We start from the raw sequence: 17215 nt of genomic DNA on the forward strand, positions 1-17215 counted from the left end.
GGCCTCCCGGTACCCCCGGCGACCAACGGGCGCCGGTACCGAGCGGGTCGGGTCTCGTGAGTGTTCTGGGTCGTTCTAACGACCCAAAACACTCACGACCAGGGACCAGCTACGCGGCGACGACTCCGTGGTCGTCAGCGTGGGCAGAAGCCTTCAGGCTCTTCTGCTTGGACCGCTCGGCCGCGCGAACGGCCTTCGACTTCGCGGCCTTGCCACCGGGGACACCGTTGATGTTCTCGGTGCTGATCGCGTACACACCCAGCGCCCAGGCGACGGCGTCGGAGTTGCGGTCGAGCGCGACGCGGTCGACGTTGCCGAGGTTGTCGCACTTCTGGTGGTAGCACTTGTCGTAAGGAACGTTGGCGCTGCCGCCCCACTTCGCCGCCTGCGCCGCGGTCTTCACGCCTTCGGCGCCGGTGAACAAGCCACTCGCCGGGATACCGACGGCGATGAACTGGCCGTAGTCCGAACGACCGGTGAAGTCGGTGCCCTCGACCGGGACGTTCTTGCCCTTTTCGAGGTAGTCCACGAGCGTCTTCTCGAGTTCGCCGGAACCGAACGGGCCGGGGCCCGCGCCGGTGGCGTCGGAGTCGTCACCGTCGTAGGCGAAGTACGCCGCGTTCGGCGAGCCGATCATGTCGTAGTTGTAGTACAGCGCGATGTCGAGCTGCTGCTCGAAGGTCAGCGAGTTGACGTAGTACGTCGAGCCGACGAGCCCGAACTCCTCGGCACTCCACCAGCCGAAGCGGACGGCGTTGTTGGCCTTGGGCTTGCTGCCCAGCTGCAGCGCGGTCTCGAGCAGCGCGGCCGAACCGGAGCCGTTGTCGTTGATGCCGGGGCCTTCGGTGACGCTGTCGAGGTGCGAACCGAGCATCACGACGTTGTCTTTGCGACCGGTCTTGGTCTCGGCGATGACGTTGTAGCTGGTCCGCCCCTCCTGGAGGGCACGCAGGTCGAGGGTGACCGAGGAACCGGCCTTACCGGCGAGTGCCTGGCCGTCGGCCTGGGTGACGCCACCGGTCGGGATCTTGCCGGCGGCCGGGTCGCCCAGTGTGCCGTTGACCGGGCCCGGGACGTTGTTGTAGATGATCGCGCCGACGGCGCCCGCCGCCGCGGCGGTCGCCTGCTTCTGCGCGAACGAGCAGCCACCACGCTGGATCAGTGCGATCTTGCCGGTGACCCCGCCGGCGTAGTCGGTGGCCTCACAGCCGCTGGTGTCGTCGACCGGGACCACCGCGAGCGGGGCGGTGATTCCACCGGTGGGCGTCGACGGGCTGTAGGACATGATGATGATCGGGACGTCGGCACCCGCGACCGTCAGCTTCTCGGCGAGGGTTTCCGCGTAGGTGAACGGGAACTCCTGGCGGGTGACACTGAAGCCCGCCTGCTCCAGTTTGGTGGCGACGTACTCCGCGGACTTCTTGTGGCCCTCGGTGCTGGCGGCGCGGCGGCCGCCGTTCGCATCCGAAATCCGCTGCAACGCGATCAGGTGCCGGTTGACTCCTGAGCCGTCGACCTTGCTGACGAGCTGCTTGGCCAGCGCGGGGCCGTCGAGCTTCGGCGCGGCTGCCGCGGCGGGAGCCATTCCGACCGTGAGCGCGGCGGTGGCCACCACCACGATCGAGGGAACAATGCTTCTTCGCGAATATGACATGAGCGTCACCTTTGTGTGGTTTACGCCAGAGGTCAACCGACGTTCGGCGTACGTCCGAACTCCCGGATAGGGTCGGTTGTATGTATGCGATCACCATCCGTGAGCCCGGCGATCCCGATGTTCTCGAATGGACAGAGGTGGCCGACCCGAAGGCCGGTGAAGGCGAGGTCGTCATCGACGTCGCCGCGAGTGCGGTCAACCGCGCTGACCTGCTGCAACGACAGGGTCTCTACCCGCCACCGCTCGGCGCCAGCGAAATCCTCGGTCTCGAATGTTCGGGCACGATCGCCGAAATCGGCGAAGGCGTCGAAGGGTGGCGAATCGGCGACGAAGTTTGTGCTTTGCTCGCCGGTGGCGGCTATGGGGAAAAGGTCGCCGTTCCGGCGGGACAACTGCTTCCGGCTCCCGCCGAAGTCGAATTGCTCGCCGCCGCCGGACTGCCCGAAGTCGCGTGCACGGTCTGGGCGAATGTGGTCATGCACGCCGGATTGTCCGAAGGCGAGGTTCTGCTCGTCCACGGTGGAGCGGGTGGGATCGGCACGCACGCGATCCAGGTCGCCAAGGCACTCGGCGCGACGGTCGCGGTGACCGCCGGTTCGCCGGCGCGCCTGGAGAGCTGCCGCCAGCTCGGCGCCGACATCGCGATCAACTACAAGGAGCAGGACTTCGTCGAGGTGCTGCGTGCCGAGACCGGCGGCGCGGACGTCGTCCTCGACAACATGGGCGCGAAGTACCTCGACCGCAACATCGACGTGCTGAAGGCCGACGGACGGCTCGTGATCATCGGCATGCAGGGCGGGATCAAGGGCGAGCTCAACATCGGCAAACTGATGGGCAAACGCGCCAGCCTGTACGGCGCGGGTCTGCGTGCGCGGCCGCTGGAGCAGAAGGCGGCGATCGTCGCCGACGTCCGCGAGCGGTTGTGGCCGCTGGTGGAACAGAACTCGGTGAAGCCGATCGTCGGGCAGGTTTTGCCGATGGCCGAGGCAGCGTCCGCGCACCGCGCGATGGAAGACGGCACGATTTTCGGCAAGATTCTTCTGGCCGCGAAGTCTTAGCGGATCTCTTCGAGCACCCTGACGAGCTGATTGACCTCGAAGACGTTCGAGTAGTGCGCGAGACCGATTCGCACGGCGCCGCCGACTTCGGCGGCGCCCAAGGACCCGAAGACACCGCTCGTGCCGTCGTCGGCGAACGCGCAGAGCCCTTGGGACGCCAGGTACTCCGCGACCTCGGGTGACTTCTTGCCCGCGACCGCGAAGGCGAGCGCGGGGATCCGGCGCATGGCGTCGCCGATGACCATGACGTGCCGCAGCGAACGCAGTTCGGTGGACAGCTGCGCCAGAAGTCCCGCGTGGTACGACTTCGCCGAGCCGAGCGACGTCACCAGCCGCTCGCGCCGCGAACCCATCGCCGCGTCATCGAGCCCGGCAAGGTAGTCGATCGAGGCGATGAGGCCGGCCAGCAACGGGTACGCGTGCGGGCCGAGTTCCATCCGCGCCGGGCCGCGCGCGGCCGGGTCGAGTGAGACCGACGGCAGGCGTTCGAGCAGTTCGGGATCGCGGAAGACCAGCGCCCCCACCGATGGCCCGCCCCAGGCCTGCGCCGAAACCACCATGACGTCGGCACCGAGCGCGTTGAGGTCCAGGGGCACGAACGGCGCCGCGTACGTCGCGTCGACCACCACCAGCGCGCCGACGCGTTTGGCGAACTCGATCACCGTCGGGACGTCGGGCCGGGTGCCGACCGAACCGGACGCCAGTGTCACCGCGACGACCTTCGTGCGCGCGGAGACAAGGTTCTCGTACTGCCAGGCGGGCAGCTCGCAGGTCTCGATGTCGATCTCACCCCAGCGCACGACGGCGCCGACCCGTTTGGCGGCGCGGCGCCACGGCGCGAGGTTGGCCTCTTCGTCGAGCCGGGAGACGACGACCTCGTCACCGATCGTCCAGCGGTCGGCCATCGCGTCGACGAGACGGCGGATGAGATCGGGTGCGTTGGGTCCGAGCACGACTCCGGCCGGGTCGGCACCGACCAGGTCGGCGACCGCCCGGCGAGCGGCCGTGACAATGCTTTCCGCACGCTGGGAGGCCGGAAACGCTCCGCCCGGCCCCGACACCGGAGCACGCATGGCCGTCGAAACGGCCGAAGCGACCTGTTCAGGTACGAGCATTCCGGCGGCGCCGTCGAAGTGAATCCAGCCGTCACCCAGCGCGGGAAACAACCCACGGATACGAGCGACGTCGAACGCCATGGGGACACCGTACGGACGTGCGGTTTGGCGCTTTACCCGGGGTTGGGTGCCCGACCACGGGGCGCGACGATTCCCGCTACGCTCGGAGACGGCGCTGAAAACCACACTGCGCTTCGTGCCCGACGTAAGCCAGGATGGAGCACATGACCGAGCCCAATTTCCGCGATTCGACCGCCTCCGGTGACGGCGGCGGAGACTCTGCACCCCACGTGGTGGTCGTCGGTCCCGACGGCGTTCCGGTCGGCACCGCGCGCGTCGCCTCCGGCTCCGACGAAGAGACCTCTCACGAGGAATCGCTCGGCGACCTCGTCGAAGAGCCCGCCAAGGTGATGCGGATCGGCACGATGATCAAACAACTGCTGGAGGAGGTCCGCGCCGCGCCGCTGGACGACGCCAGCCGCACCCGCGTGCGTGAAATCCACCAGACGTCGATCCGCGAGCTGGAGCAGGCGCTGGCGCCGGAACTGCAGGACGAGCTGGAACGGCTGGTGCGGCCGTTCACCGAGAACTCGACGCCGTCCGATGCCGAGCTGCGGATCGCGCAGGCTCAGCTGGTCGGCTGGCTGGAAGGGCTGTTCAGCGGCATCCAGACCGCGCTGTTCGCGCAGCAGATGGCCGCGCGGGTGCAGCTGGAGCAGATGCGGCGCGGGCTCCCGGCCGGTCCTTCCGCGGGCGGCAGCGCCTTGGGCGGTCACGCGCCCGGCGGCGAGTCACACGGGCCGGGTCAGTACCTCTGACGCGTGCGATGAAGGGGACTTTCCTTGCGAAATTCGCAAGGAAAGTCCCCTTCATCGCGTTCGGGGCTGGTGGAAGAACGTCCGCAGGTCCTCGATGAGCAGATCCGGGACCTCCAGCCCAGGGAAATGCCCGCCCCGGTCCTGAATGGACCAATGCACGATGTTGTCGGTGCGTTCGGCGAGGTGCCGGAGCGGGAGTCCGGTGTCCTTAGGGAACACGGCGACCCCGGTGGGCACAGTGGACTTCGGCGGCTCCGCACTCCAAGCCCCGCCCTGCGCGGCGTAGATCCGCGACGACGAGTTCGCCGTGCCGGTGAGCCAGTAGAGCATCACGTTGGTCAGGAGATCGTCGCGATCGATCACGTCTTCTGGAACGTCACGTGAGTCCGAATAGGACTTGAACTTCTCCACCAACCACCCGAGCTGCCCTGCCGGTGAGTCCGTGAGCCCGTACGCAAGCGTTTGCGGCTTGGTCGACTGGAGCATCGCGTAGCCCAGCTCGCCGCTTCGGAACTCCCGCGCGCGAGCAAGCGCCACCTCACCCCGCGCCAATTCGGCGCCGGTGAGCCCGTCGAGATCGGCCTCGGACCTCGGCACCGCGCTCGGCAGCATCGTCAGATGCGCGCCGATCACCCGCTCGGGGGAGCGGACACCGACCTCGCGCGACACGATCGCACCCCAGTCACCGCCATGTAGCCCGAACCGCTCGTACCCGAGCCGCGACATCAGCACCGGCCAGGCGTCGGCGATCCGGCCCGGCCCCCAGTCCGCCTCGGTCGTCGGCCCCGAAAAGCCGAACCCCGGCAACGACGGCACGACGACGTGGAAGGCGTCCTCGGGGTCGCCGCCGTACGCCCGCGGGTCCGCGAGCGGACCGATCACGTCCAGGAACTCCACAAGGGACCCCGGCCAGCCGTGCGTGAGCACCAGCGGCGTCGCGTCCGGCTCCGGCGAGCGAGCGTGCAGGAAGTGGACGTTCGCGCCGTCGATGTTCGTCAGGAAACCCGGGAAGCCGTTGAGGCGCTCCTCGTGCGCACGCCAGTCGTAGCGGAGGTGCCAGTACTCGGCGAGGTCCTGGAGGTACCCGAGCGGTGTCCCGAGCCCCCAGCCGACTCCGTCGATCTCGTCGGGCCAGCGCGTGTTCGCGAGGCGGGCGGCGAGATCGTCGAGGTCGCGCTGGGGGACGGCGATCCGGAACGGCGAGATGGTCATACGGACGACGTTAGGGAGGATCGAGGACAGCGACGGTCCTCGAACCGGGTCAAACTCGGAACTGCGGCAAGGCCCAGTCCGTCATCAGGTCCGCGACCTCGGCGACTTCCTCTTCTTCGGCCTCTCGCCCCTCCTCACGGAGGTCCCTCATGAGGTCGAGGAGCTCTTGGTACAGATCCTCACGAGGAGTGCCCCGCTCGAGTTCCTCGATGAGGAGCCGACGGGTTTTGTCGTAGTGCTTGTTCGCGATGAGGTCCAGCAGTTCCACGCGGAAAGCCTTGTTCACGATTCCAGTGTCCGCGCCGCTACAAGTGATATTCCGGCGGAACAAGCCTGGCCCGGAAGTCTCTGTCGATGTCCATGTCTCCCCCACTCAACCGGTAGCCGAGAGGGCTTCCAACCGGTCCAGTACCCGGTCGACGCCCTGCCCGTCCACAACGGATGCCGCCGTTTCCGAGAACCGCCGCCGCACGACCGGATCCCCCAGCAAGGTCCGCAACGTCTCGACGGCCCCCGCGTCCAGCGCCGCCGCGCTCCCCAGCCCCGCCGCCAGCCCGAGATCCAAAGCGCCGCGGTAGCCCGTCTCCTGGTTGTCGACCAGCCGCACGACCCCGGTCGGCACGCCGAGGCAGCACAGCTCCAGCAGCGTGACGCCGGCGGCGCTCACCGCGACGTCCGTCTCCACCAGCAGATCGAGCAGGCCCGGCCCGGGCGGCGCGATGCGGAATTCCTGTCCCGGCAAAGCCTCTGGCACGACGGGCTCACCGCGGACGAGCACGTCGGCGACGAACGGCAGTCCCGTGTCACGCAAGGCGTGCAGCAGCGCGCTGACCGTCCCGGCCCATTCCGTCCCACCGCCGAGCACCACGGTCACATGAGGCCGCTCGGCCCCTTCTCGACCGCGACGCTTCTCCCGCGCCTCCCGGACGACGTCTCGCAGCGGCGCGTAGACCACACCCCTGAGCAGTTCGGTGGAGCCGTCGCCGGGCCTCGGGGCGGGCGCGAAGCCGCAGTCGACGACGAGGTCCGCCGCGCGCCTGCCGAACACGTCGTCCTCGATGGAGACGAGGAGTGCGCCGGCGGCGTTCACCTCGTCACGCAGTTCGCCGAGGCCGTAGTGATCGACGATCACCGCGTCGAAGCCTTCGAGAGACACGGACGGCACCACTGGCACGGACAGCTCACCGAAGCGAGCCGCCAGCCATTCGGCGTTGTCCACCTGCCCCGAGAACACGACCTCCCAGCCTCGTGCGACGGCGCGTTCGGCATAGGCGACCATGCGCGAGACGTGGCCCGCGCCGATCGTCCCGGAAGCGTCGGCACGCAGCACCAGCCGCGTCACCGAGCCACCTTCTTCTGCTCGACGTGAGCGTTGAGCTTCGCGAGATCGGGTCGCGCACGCAGCACGGCGACCACCTCGCGCCAGTCGCCGACGCGGTCCCCCAACTCGGCGACGACGCCTTCGATCACCGCCCAGTCTTCGGCGGTGTCCAAGGTCACGCGCAGGTCGTCGGCGGACGGGCTGACCACGATTCCGGAGCACGAGTACGTCTCCGGTCGCGAGTAGATGCCCGAAGTCACGTGCTCACGGTCGGCGCCGCGAGCGATTTCGACCTGCTCCACCAGCACGGCCGCGCGCACGAGTTCCGCGTCGAAGCCACGCGGCAGTGTGCGCACGAGGGTCGTGCTCAGGTAGTCCAGCGACGGCCGCGCCCGCCACAGCGTGACGAGCTGCCCGATCAGCGTCGGGTCCAGCAACGGGCAATCAGCGGTCAGCCGCACCACGGCGTCGGCGGGATAGGACTCGACGGCGACCGCGAAGCGCGCGAGGACGTCGTCCAGCGGCCCCCTGGCGACCAGGGCGCCATGCCGGGCGGCCTCGTCGGCCACCGCGTCGTCCTCGGCTTCGGTGGAGGTCGCGACCACGACGTTGTCGATCCCCGGCGAGGTCGCGGCGGCCCGGACGACCCAGCCGAGCACGCTGCGGCCCGCCAGCGGACGGAGCACTTTGCCCGGCAGCCGGGTCGACGACGCCCGCGCCTGGATTACGGCGTTGACGACGTGGGCCCGGGGGTCTGGATCCATGGGTGACATGATGGCCGACGGCAGTAGCACCGAAACGCGGAGGTCAACGATGTCCGAGCTGGATGGCTCCAGCATCCTGCTCACCGGCGGGACCGGTTCGTTCGGCAAGGCGTTCATCACCTACGCCCTGGCCGAGCTGAATCCGCGACGGCTGGTCGTGCTCTCCCGTGACGAGCTCAAGCAGTACGAAGCACGTCAGCAGTTCGACAACGACCCGAGGTTGCGCTGGTTCATCGGCGACATCCGGGACCGCCGCCGTCTCGAGCGCGCGATGCACGGAGTCGACTACGTGGTGCACGCCGCCGCTCTCAAGCAGGTCGACACGGGTGAGTACAACCCGTTCGAATTCGTGCAGACCAACGTCGTCGGCTCGCAGAACGTCATCGAGGCCGCCATCGACACCGGCGTGAAGAAGGTCGTCGCGCTCTCGACCGACAAGGCGTCCAGCCCGATCAACCTCTACGGCGCCACGAAGCTGTGCGCCGACCGGATGTTCATCAGCGCGAACCACTACGCCGCGACGCATCCGACCAGGTTCTCCGTGGTCCGCTACGGCAACGTGATGGGTTCCCGCGGCAGCGTGATCCCGTTCTTCCGCGCGCTGGCGGCCAAGGGCGAGTCGTTGCCGATCACGCACAAGGAGATGACCCGTTTCTGGATCACGCTCCCGCAGGCCGTGCGGTTCGTGGTCGACTCCTTCGATCAGATGAACGGCGGCGAGCTGTATGTGCCGCGTATCCCGAGTATGCGGCTGGTCGAGCTCGCGCAGGCCATCGCACCCGGTTCGCCCATGCACGAGGTCGGCATCCGGCCCGGTGAGAAGCTGCACGAAGAGATGATCGCCCCCGACGACGCCCGCCGGACCGTGCAGCTGAGCGACCGCTACGTCGTCCAGCCGCATATCGCGGGCTGGGGCTACGAGCCGCCCGCGGACGGCAAGGCGGTGCCGGAGTACTTCGCGTACCGCTCGGACACCAACGACCTGTGGCTCGACCCGGAAGAGTTGCGCGACCTGGTCGAGCAGTATGGCTGAGTCCAATGCCGCCTCCGCAGGAAAGAGCACGTCGGCCGGCTTCTTGCCCTACGGCCGCCAGTCCATTTCGGACGAAGACATCAACGCGGTCACCGAGGTGCTTCGCGGCGACTGGCTGACCACCGGTCCCGCCGTCACGCGGTTCGAAGAGGACCTCGCCGAGCACACCGGCGGCACGCCCGCCGTGGCCGTCACCTCGGGCACGGCGGCACTGCACGTCGCTTACGCGGCCGCCGGGATCGGTCCCGGTGACGAAGTCGTCACCTCGCCGATGACGTTCGTCGCCACCGCCGCGACGGCCGCGCTGCTCGGCGGCAAGGTCGTCTTCGCCGACGTCGACGCGGACACCGGGAACCTCGACCCGGCCGCGGCTTCGGCGGCCGTCACCTCGCGGACCAAGGTCGTCGCGGCCGTGGACTACGCTGGACACCCCGCGGAGCTGGACGCACTCGGCCGCATCGCGCACGACAACGGCGCGCTGCTGCTGGAGGACGCCGCGCATTCCGTCGGCGGGAGCTGGCAAGGCGAACCGGTCGGCTCGCTCGCCGATTTGACGACGTTCTCCTTCTTCCCCACCAAGAACCTCACCACGGCCGAAGGCGGCGCGGTGATCGCCGGCTCGGACGAGCTGCTGGCGCGTGCCCGCGGTTTCCGCAACCACGGTCTGATACGGGACAAGGCGGCACAGCGGTATCCCGGCGAGGGCGCGTGGCATCAGGAGGTGCACGAGTTCGGCCTCAACTACCGGTTGCCGGATGTGTTGTGCGCCTTGGGAAGCAGCCAGCTGAGACGGCTCGCCGAGTTCAAGAAGCGCCGCGCCGGGATCCACGCGCGCTACACCGCCGCACTATCCTCTTTGGACGGCGTCCTGACGCCGGCGGTGCGCGAAGGCGCGGACCCGGTGTGGCACCTGTACCCGTTGCGAGTCCTCGAAGGACGGCGCCGCGCGTTGTTCGATCACTTGCGTGCCAACGGAATCGGCGTGCAGGTCAACTACATCCCCGCGTACTGGCACCCGGTGTTCGAAGACCTCGGGTATCAGCGGGGCCTGTGCCCCAACGCGGAGCTGTACTACAGCCAGGAGCTTTCGCTGCCGCTGTTCCCCGCGTTGACCGACGCCGACGTGGACCGCGTCATCGACGAGGTCCACGCCTTCTTCCGCTGAACCGTCAGATCAGGCCCCAGGTGAGCGCGGTGCCCTTCGGGACATCGGAGGCGAAGGTGCGGCCGAGCACGTTCACGATCTCGGCGGGAGCCAGCCCACCGGCAGGCCGGATCGAGCGGACGTTCTCCCGCGTGACGGTGTCCCCGGCACGCACGTCCTCGACGACGTAAAGGGAACGCCGGAACCGCAGGCCTTCCTTCTCGCTCTCGCGCGGCCCGATGACGGCCGCGCCCAGTGCCTCCCAGGCGCGGTGCGACTCGGTGACCAGAGCGGCCAGTTCGGCGGGCTCCAGGGAGAACTCCGAGTCGACACCGCCGTCGGTCCTGGCCAGGGTGACGTGCTTCTCGATCGCGACGGCACCGAGCGCGACGGCCGCCAGCGGGGCGCCGATGCCGGGCGTGTGGTCGGACAGGCCGACGAGCGTCCCGGTCACGCCCGCCAGGACGGGCAGTCCGCGCAGGTTGCTCTCGGCGGGCGACGCCGGATAGCTGGCAGTGCAGCCGAGCACGATCAGCTGGTCGTTGCCCGCCTCACGTGCCGTCCGTACCGCGGCGTCGATTTCGGCGACGCTCGCCATGCCGGTCGAGATGATCAATGGCTTGCCGGTCTTCGCGCAGAGCTCGACCAGCGGCAGGTCGACGATCTCCGACGACGCGATCTTGTACGCGGGCGCGTTCAGGGATTCCAGCAGATCGACCGCGGTCGGATCGAACGGGCTGGAGAAGATCTCGAGGCCCTTCGCGCGGGCGCGTTCGAACAGCGGCTCGTGCCACTCCCACGGCGTGTGGGCGCGCTCGTAGAGCTTGTAGAGGTTCTCGCCGCCCCACAGCGAATGTGAGTCGCCGATCCGGAAATCCGGGGTGTCCACGTCGATGGTGATCGTGTCCGGCCGGTAGGTCTGGAGCTTGACCGCCTGCGCGCCGGTCTCGGCGATCGCGTCGACAATCTCCAATGCCCGGCCGAGGTCACCGTTGTGGTTGCCGGACATCTCGGCGATGACGAACGGCGGGTGCGCCGCCGAGAGGACATGTGCGCCGATGCGCACCTCGCTGGCGGTCATCGAACAACGCCTCCCTGACGACGGCTGGGTCAGGACACAGTCTTACGCAGCCGCCGGAAACCGTCGACGGCAGGCGCGGTCTCGACGTATCCCGCCCGGTCGAAGAGCGCGGCCGACGCCGCGTTGTCCCGGTGCACGGCCGCCACCACGACCAGCACCTCGTGACCGGCGATGAAGGCTCGCTCGCCCTCCGCCAGAACCGCGCCGGACAACCCCCGGCCCCGGCTTTCCGGCGCGAGGGTGATGCTGATTTCCCAGACGCCCTCGTCCTCACAGTCGAACCGGACGGTGCCGACCGGCGCCCCGTCGAGCTCGACGACGTACAGCACTCTCTCGGGCGATTCGAGTACCCCACGCAGCCAGGCCGAATGCTCGTCGAGCGCGACGACTCCGGTCGAGCGCGACGCCTGCCGGGTGCGGGGATCGTTCCTCCACTCCAGCAGCAGCGCCGCGTCGGCTTCTGTGGCCTCTCGGGCCCGCACGGGTTACTGGACCTGGTCGACGGTCTCGCGCTGCTGGTCCTCCAGGCGGCGCAGCCGGTCTTCGTACCGGGCGATGCCTGCCAGCCGGACGCGGATCTGGGCGTGCTGGCGCTGAATCTCCTGGATCAGGGTGCGCGCCTCGGCCAGCTCGGGCTTGTCGGCGTGCGCCGGCAGTGAGATCGACTCGCGCAGATCCTCCAGCTGGGCCTCCTGGGCCGCGACGCTCGGGATGAGGCGGTCCAGCTCGGCGCGGGTCCAGCGCAGGTCGCCACGCGCGTGTTCGAGGCCGCTCTCGGCGCCGTCGAGCCGTCGGCGGTGGTCCGCGGTGGCGTGTTCGAGTTCGTTGACCCGCCCGTTGAGGTCGCGAAGTCGCTCGTCGATCCGGAAGTCGATGAGCCGGGCGATCCGGCTGATCACGCCGCTGCGGAGTTTCTGAACTGCCATGAGTGGTTCCTTCTCGGGGGTGAGCTGGCTGCGGTTCAGCGCAGGAGTTCGGTTTCGCCGGTCTTCGTCCACGAGTCCAGCAGCCTGCCCTCGGCGGCGATCTGGTGCTCGGGGCCGACGATGCAGGAGTCGCCGGCGGCGTGCTCCCAGTGGGTCTGGTCCGGGTTGTCGATGAACGAGAAGCCGGAGAGGATCAGGTTGGCGTGCGGGAACGACGTACGCGCGATCCAGGCGGCCAGTGTCCCGGTGGTCGACCACAGGCCCTGTTCGCGGCTCGGCAGGCCGAGCGCGTCCGAGAGCGGCAGGACGACCTCGCGGTTCGGCACCGGCACGTAGCCGAGGTCCGCGGGCCACCAGCCGGGGAGGTCCTCTGGCTCCCAGTGCATCCGTCCCGGCTCGACCAGCAGGTAGAGCCGTTTGCGGTAGTCACGGAAGACATGTTTGGTGGCCCGGACGGCGCGGTTGAACACGACGACGTGCACCCGGCTGCCGACAGCCTCGGGCCCGCCCGGCTCGTCCACGACGAAGCCGTTGACCCGGATCACGAGGTCGCAGGCGTCGATGGCCTTCGCTCGCCGGGAGTCGGGCGGCAGCGGCTGGTTTCCGACCACCGCGATGGAACGCGGTTCCGGCCGGTCGGCGTATGCGGCGAGCAGATTGACCATCAGGCTCGCGTCGCCGAGTGCAGCAGTCATGAGGGCAGAAAGTACCAGCACACGCACCGCGTCCGGGTTCGAAGCCGACGGTAGCGGTGTGTGGTCGGGGCGGGGCGGCCCAGGCCCCGCACGCCCCATCGGTACCCTCGTTCCCGTGCATGCCACCAGCACGGTTCACGCGGCCGACGACGCTGCTCCGACCTCGGTTCCACCGATTTCGGACAGCAAGACCTTCGCGCGCGCGTTCACCGACATCAAGACCGGTTTCGCCGCCAAAGAGCTGTGGGGACACCTCGGCTGGCAGGACATCAAGCAGCGCTATCGCCGCTCGGTGATCGGCCCGTTCTGGATCACCATCAGCCAGGGTGTCATCGCACTCGGCCTCGGACTTCTGTACTCACAGTTGTTCGGCATGCCGACGGCGACATTCCTGCCCTACATCAGCACCGGGTTCATCATCTGGGGCTTCATCAGCGGCTGCCTGTCCGAGGGCATGGAGACCTTCATCTCCAACGAGGGGCTGATCAAACAGCTCCCGGCCCCGCTTTCGGTCTACGTCCTGCGGACGGTATGGCGCCAGACCCTGATGCTGGTGCACAACCTGATCGTCTACGTGATCGTCATCGCGATCTTCTTCACCGCGCTGAACCACCAGTACTCGCTGAACACCGGCAACTGCAACGAAGGCTTCTCCGGCATCTGCCACCCGGGTATCGGCTGGTACTCGCTCACCGCGATCCCCGGTTTCTTCCTGCTCGCACTGAACGCCGGCTGGGTCACCCTGCTGCTGGGCATCATCTCGACCCGCTACCGCGACATCCCGCAGGTGATCAACTCGGTCATCCAGCTGCTCTTCTACATGACGCCGATCGTGTGGCCGATCGACCAGCTGATGGCGGGCGGCATGCGAGCCGCCACCTCGTGGGCACTGCCGTTCGTCTACGGCAACCCGTTGTTCCACTTCATCCAGATCGTGCGTGCTCCACTGATCGGACAAGCCGTCAGCCCCTACAGCTGGGTGATCGTCGGCGGCATCACCGTCATCGGCTGGGGTCTCGCGCTGGTCGCGATGCGTAATTACCGTTCCCGCGTCTCTTATTGGGTGTGACAAGTGGTCAGCATTGATGTGCACAACGCCTTCGTCGACTTCCCGATCTTCGACGCGAAGACCCGCTCGCTGAAGAAGCGGGTGCTGGGCAAGGTCGGCGGCAAGATCGGCACCGAGAGCAAGGTGCCGATCATCGAAGCCCTCCACGACGTGACGCTCTCGCTGAAACAAGGCGACCGCGTCGGCCTGGTCGGCCACAACGGGGCCGGGAAGTCGACCCTGCTGCGGCTGCTGTCCGGGATCTACGAGCCCACCCGCGGCTCGGCGAGGATCTCGGGCAAGATCGCGCCGGTCTTCGACCTCGGCATCGGCATGGACCCGGAGATCTCCGGGCTGGAGAACATCATCGTCCGCGGCCTGTTCCTCGGGATGACCGCGAAGCAGATGGAAGCCCGCGTCGACGACATCGCGGAGTTCACCGAACTCGGCGACTACCTGCAGATGCCGCTGCGGACGTACTCGACCGGTATGCGCGTACGCCTCGCGTTGGGCGTGGTCACCTCGATCGATCCGGAGATCCTGATCCTCGACGAGGGTATCGGCGCGGTCGACGCGGCGTTCCTCAACAAGGCCAAGGACCGGCTGAAGGACCTGGTCAAGCGGTCCGGCATCCTGGTGTTCGCCAGCCACTCGGACGAGTTCCTCTTCGAGCTCTGCGATTCCGCCATCTGGATGGACGAGGGGCACATCAAGCAGCGTGGTTCGCTGCGTGAGGTGCTCACCGGCTATAAGGGGCGCGACCCGTTCGAGAACATGAGCCAGGAGACGCTGGAGCGGTTCGGTGCCGCACCCGAGCCGGTGACGACGACGAACGGCGGCCAAGGATGACCAGCGAGACCAGGCAGTTGCCCGAAGGCGCCGTCGTCGGCGTCGTCGTCACGCGCCATCGGCGGGAACTGCTTTCGGAATCGCTGAAGGTGATCGCCGCGCAGACGCGGCCGGTCGACCACCTCGTCGTGGTCGACAACGGGCCGGACCAGTCGGCGCGGGGCATCGTCGAGGACTACCCGCTCCCCTTCACGTACCTGCCTTCGCACCGCAACCTCGGTGGCGCGGGCGGGTTCGCGCTCGGGATGCTGCACGCGTTGTCGCTGGGCGCGGACTGGGTCTGGCTGGCCGACGACGACGGCCGTCCGGCCGACGAGAACGTGCTCGCGATCCTGCTGGACGAGGCCGAGAAGCGGAATCTGGCCGAGATCTCCCCGGTGGTGTCGAACATCGACTCGCCGGAGAAGCTCGCGTTCCCGTTGCGGCGCGGGCTGACCTGGAAGCGTTCGTCGTCGGAACTGGGCGTCGACTTCCTGCCAGGCATCGCCTCGCTGATGAACGGCGCGCTGTTCCGCGCGTCCACTTTGGACGTCGTCGGCGTGCCGGACCTCCGGCTGTTCTTCCGCGGCGACGAGGTCGAACTGCACCGGCGCCTGGTGCGTTCGGGGCTGCCGTTCGGCACCTCGCTCAAGACCGCGTACCTGCACCCGGACGGCTCCGACGAGTTCAAGCCGATGCTGGGTGGCCGGTTCCACGCGCAGGACCCGGAGAACGAGGTCAAGCGCTACTACACCTACCGCAACCGCGGGTACCTGCTGTCGCAGCCGGGTATGCGCAAGATCGGCGCACTCGAAGTCGTGCGGTTCGGGCTGTACTTCGTCGGTGTGAAGCGCGACCCGAAGGCGTTCCTGCAGTGGCTCAAGCTGGTGCGTCAGGGCCGCAAGGAGAAGTTCTTCCGGTACTGAGCTTCCCGGTGCGATGAACGGCCCGGTACTTGCGGATTTCGCAAGTACCGGGCCGTTCTTTGCACGCTCGGGTGCGTAGGTCTACTCGCCGATGACCGGCGGAGCGGTGCGCATGTCGGTTCCGAAGACCTCGTCCGGGTCGCCCTCGACGAGGTACGTCGGACGCTGGTGCTCGGTGTCCTCGTCCCCCTCCGACTGCTGACCGCGGCCACCCATGCCGCCACCACCCATGCCCGCGCCGCCACGACCGCCGGCGCCACCGCCGAGGCCGCCCATACCGCGACCGGCCGCCGCTTCGGCCGCGCCGACACCGCCGGGACGGGCCGCACCGGACGCGGAGCCCGAGCCGGGCGTGGAACCGGCGCCACTACCGGGACCGAATCCGCCGCCACCGGTGCCGCGGCCACTTCGGCCGTTGTACTCGGAATCGCCCATGCCGCCACCCATCATGGGTGACATCGGCATCGGACTCATCGGCATCGCGTTCTGGTTGTTGGGGCCGGGTGTGCTGATCGGCGGCGGAGTGTTCTGGAAGCCGGACGGCGTCGTCCCCGACGGGATGCTGCCGGAGCCCGTGCTGGACCCGGGGCCGGGGATATGGGCCGTGCCGGGCGGGAGGTAGGAACCGCCGCCCCCACCGCCGCTTCCGGAGCTTCCGGAGCCGTTCCCGCCGCCGCCGGAGCCGTTCCCGCCACCGCCACCGCTGCCGGGCGGGATGTAGGTGCCACGGGGCGGGTTGTCGGAACCGGGCGGGTTCGAGCCGGGCGGCACTTGGTAAGGCATCGGCCGGTCGATTCCACCGCCGCCATCGACACCGAACTTCGGCGGCTCGGCGAACACCGGCTGCTTCGACGCGGCGTCGTAGAGAGCCCTGTCGTAGGTGTGCATGGCGGAGGCCGCCTCGGTGTGCGCCTCCTGGCTCTTCTGCTGCTTCTCGATGGACTTGTCGATGTTGTCGCCCAGGTTGAACGGGTTCGACGTCACCCAGCCGCCGACCTCGTCCTTCCAGTTGAAGGGGATCGGCGCGGGCATCGTGTTCTTCACGTTGGAAGCCGCGGTGCCTTGGTCGTAGATCGTCTCGGACGCGAGCTTCGCGTTCTGCGAGTTCGCGTCGGACCACTTGCTGAGGCTCTTGAAGTAGCCCTTCGCATTACCCGCCGCGTCGCCGTCCCAGGTGCCCTCTGAAGCCTTGACCGCTTCGGTCATCGTGGTCGCGAAGCTCTCGAAGGCCTTATGGATGTCGTGGTACGCGGTGGAGACCTTCGTGACCTGCTCGACGTTCAAGTCGTTCTTGACGAACTGCTCGAGCTTTTCGTGGTCGTAGCCCTGGTAGTCCGCGTTCGACGGCTCCAGCCCTTCGACGTACTGGACGTCGCCGCTCCGGGTCAGGTCGTCGACGTTCTTGTCCCCGACCTCCTGGGACTGCTTCTGGGCCTTCCCGGCGGCGATGAACTGCTTGACGGCGCCGAAGAGCCAGCCGTCGCTCGGGTCGACGCCTTCGTCCGCCTTCTGCTGGAAGTACGTGTCACGTGCCGCGGGAGAAAGGTCGGAGACCTGCTTCTCGCTCAGGTTCGGTGTCTTCGTGGTCATCC

The 17215-nt window shown here is 68.2% G+C and carries 18 protein-coding genes; 7 read left to right on the plus strand and 11 right to left on the minus strand.

The genetic code is table 11. The annotated features are described in order from the left end of the window. Window positions 1–109 precede the first annotated feature (109 nt). Complete coding sequence (locus tag AB0M65_RS25210) at window positions 110–1654, minus strand: M28 family metallopeptidase (RefSeq protein WP_364032120.1); 1545 nt, start codon at window positions 1652–1654, stop codon at window positions 110–112. An 80-nt stretch (window positions 1655–1734) separates the two neighbouring features. Between AB0M65_RS25210 and AB0M65_RS25215 the strand changes: the two genes are divergently transcribed. Further along, window positions 1735–2712 (plus strand): NAD(P)H-quinone oxidoreductase, encoded by a 978-nt coding sequence (locus AB0M65_RS25215; RefSeq protein WP_364032123.1) that lies wholly within the window; start codon window positions 1735–1737, stop codon window positions 2710–2712. On the opposite strand, the gene AB0M65_RS25220 is transcribed toward AB0M65_RS25215, so the two are convergent. Beyond that, the gene (locus AB0M65_RS25220; protein WP_364032126.1) at window positions 2709–3908 is read right to left on the minus strand and encodes a cysteine desulfurase-like protein; all 1200 of its coding nucleotides are present in this window, start codon (window positions 3906–3908) and stop codon (window positions 2709–2711) included. The two genes, AB0M65_RS25215 and AB0M65_RS25220, sit on opposite strands and share 4 nt — an antisense overlap. A 134-nt stretch (window positions 3909–4042) precedes the next feature. Here AB0M65_RS25220 and AB0M65_RS25225 point away from each other — a divergent pair, with 134 nt between their 5' ends. Beyond that, entirely contained in the window at window positions 4043–4645 is a 603-nt protein-coding gene (locus AB0M65_RS25225; RefSeq protein ID WP_364032129.1) for a bacterial proteasome activator family protein, read from the plus strand. Between the two features lie 51 nt (window positions 4646–4696). Here AB0M65_RS25225 and AB0M65_RS25230 read toward each other — a convergent pair whose 3' ends face one another. From AB0M65_RS25230 to AB0M65_RS25245, 4 genes are all read right to left on the minus strand, one after another. After that, window positions 4697–5857 (minus strand): epoxide hydrolase family protein, encoded by a 1161-nt coding sequence (locus AB0M65_RS25230; protein WP_364032132.1) that lies wholly within the window; start codon window positions 5855–5857, stop codon window positions 4697–4699. Window positions 5858–5906: 49 nt separating this feature from the next. Further along, window positions 5907–6125 (minus strand): hypothetical protein, encoded by a 219-nt coding sequence (locus AB0M65_RS25235; RefSeq protein WP_364032135.1) that lies wholly within the window; start codon window positions 6123–6125, stop codon window positions 5907–5909. Window positions 6126–6230: 105 nt separating this feature from the next. Continuing rightward, complete coding sequence (locus tag AB0M65_RS25240) at window positions 6231–7199, minus strand: spore coat protein (protein ID WP_364032138.1); 969 nt, start codon at window positions 7197–7199, stop codon at window positions 6231–6233. Next, the gene (locus AB0M65_RS25245; protein ID WP_364032141.1) at window positions 7196–7942 is read right to left on the minus strand and encodes a glycosyltransferase family protein; all 747 of its coding nucleotides are present in this window, start codon (window positions 7940–7942) and stop codon (window positions 7196–7198) included. The genes AB0M65_RS25240 and AB0M65_RS25245 overlap by 4 nt, the downstream gene beginning before the upstream one ends. Window positions 7943–7991: 49 nt before the next feature. On the opposite strand from AB0M65_RS25245, the gene pseB reads away from it, so the two are divergent. Both pseB and AB0M65_RS25255 read left to right on the plus strand, forming a co-directional pair. Then, window positions 7992–8975, plus strand: coding sequence for a UDP-N-acetylglucosamine 4,6-dehydratase (inverting) (gene pseB, locus AB0M65_RS25250; RefSeq protein WP_364032144.1), 984 nt, complete (start codon window positions 7992–7994; stop codon window positions 8973–8975). Then, window positions 8968–10140 carry an aminotransferase class I/II-fold pyridoxal phosphate-dependent enzyme gene (locus AB0M65_RS25255; protein WP_364032147.1) on the plus strand — a complete coding sequence of 391 codons (1173 nt, stop codon included), beginning with the start codon at window positions 8968–8970 and terminating at the stop codon, window positions 10138–10140. Before pseB ends, AB0M65_RS25255 begins: the two co-directional genes overlap by 8 nt. A gap of 4 nt (window positions 10141–10144) precedes the next feature. Here the strand turns inward: AB0M65_RS25255 and pseI are convergent, their stop codons facing one another. The 4 genes from pseI to AB0M65_RS25275 are packed head-to-tail and all read right to left on the minus strand — an operon-like array spanning window position 10145 to window position 12791. Beyond that, the gene (pseI, locus tag AB0M65_RS25260) at window positions 10145–11200 is read right to left on the minus strand and encodes a pseudaminic acid synthase (RefSeq protein ID WP_364032150.1); all 1056 of its coding nucleotides are present in this window, start codon (window positions 11198–11200) and stop codon (window positions 10145–10147) included. A gap of 29 nt (window positions 11201–11229) precedes the next feature. Continuing rightward, window positions 11230–11682, minus strand: coding sequence for a GNAT family N-acetyltransferase (locus tag AB0M65_RS25265; RefSeq protein WP_364032153.1), 453 nt, complete (start codon window positions 11680–11682; stop codon window positions 11230–11232). A gap of 3 nt (window positions 11683–11685) precedes the next feature. Beyond that, window positions 11686–12126, minus strand: a complete 441-nt coding sequence (locus tag AB0M65_RS25270) for a hypothetical protein (protein WP_364032156.1) — start codon at window positions 12124–12126, stop codon at window positions 11686–11688. A gap of 35 nt (window positions 12127–12161) precedes the next feature. Further along, window positions 12162–12791, minus strand: a complete 630-nt coding sequence (locus AB0M65_RS25275) for a hypothetical protein (RefSeq protein ID WP_364032218.1) — start codon at window positions 12789–12791, stop codon at window positions 12162–12164. A gap of 145 nt (window positions 12792–12936) precedes the next feature. Between AB0M65_RS25275 and AB0M65_RS25280 the strand changes: the two genes are divergently transcribed. Genes AB0M65_RS25280 through AB0M65_RS25290 form a run of 3 tightly spaced genes read left to right on the plus strand, consistent with a single transcriptional unit; the run spans window position 12937 to window position 15623 of the window. Further along, window positions 12937–13890 (plus strand): ABC transporter permease, encoded by a 954-nt coding sequence (locus AB0M65_RS25280; RefSeq protein WP_364032159.1) that lies wholly within the window; start codon window positions 12937–12939, stop codon window positions 13888–13890. A 3-nt stretch (window positions 13891–13893) separates the two neighbouring features. After that, entirely contained in the window at window positions 13894–14718 is an 825-nt protein-coding gene (locus tag AB0M65_RS25285; protein ID WP_364032162.1) for an ABC transporter ATP-binding protein, read from the plus strand. Continuing rightward, window positions 14715–15623 carry a glycosyltransferase family 2 protein gene (locus AB0M65_RS25290; RefSeq protein WP_364032165.1) on the plus strand — a complete coding sequence of 303 codons (909 nt, stop codon included), beginning with the start codon at window positions 14715–14717 and terminating at the stop codon, window positions 15621–15623. The genes AB0M65_RS25285 and AB0M65_RS25290 overlap by 4 nt, the downstream gene beginning before the upstream one ends. Window positions 15624–15704: 81 nt before the next feature. On the opposite strand, the gene AB0M65_RS25295 is transcribed toward AB0M65_RS25290, so the two are convergent. Further along, window positions 15705–17213: a hypothetical protein gene (locus tag AB0M65_RS25295; RefSeq protein ID WP_364032168.1), complete on the minus strand. Its 1509-nt coding sequence runs from the start codon at window positions 17211–17213 to the stop codon at window positions 15705–15707. Window positions 17214–17215 lie beyond the last annotated feature (2 nt).

Source organism: Amycolatopsis sp. NPDC051071 (genome assembly GCF_040682875.1).
Taxonomy (GTDB): Bacteria; Actinomycetota; Actinomycetes; order Mycobacteriales; family Pseudonocardiaceae; genus Amycolatopsis.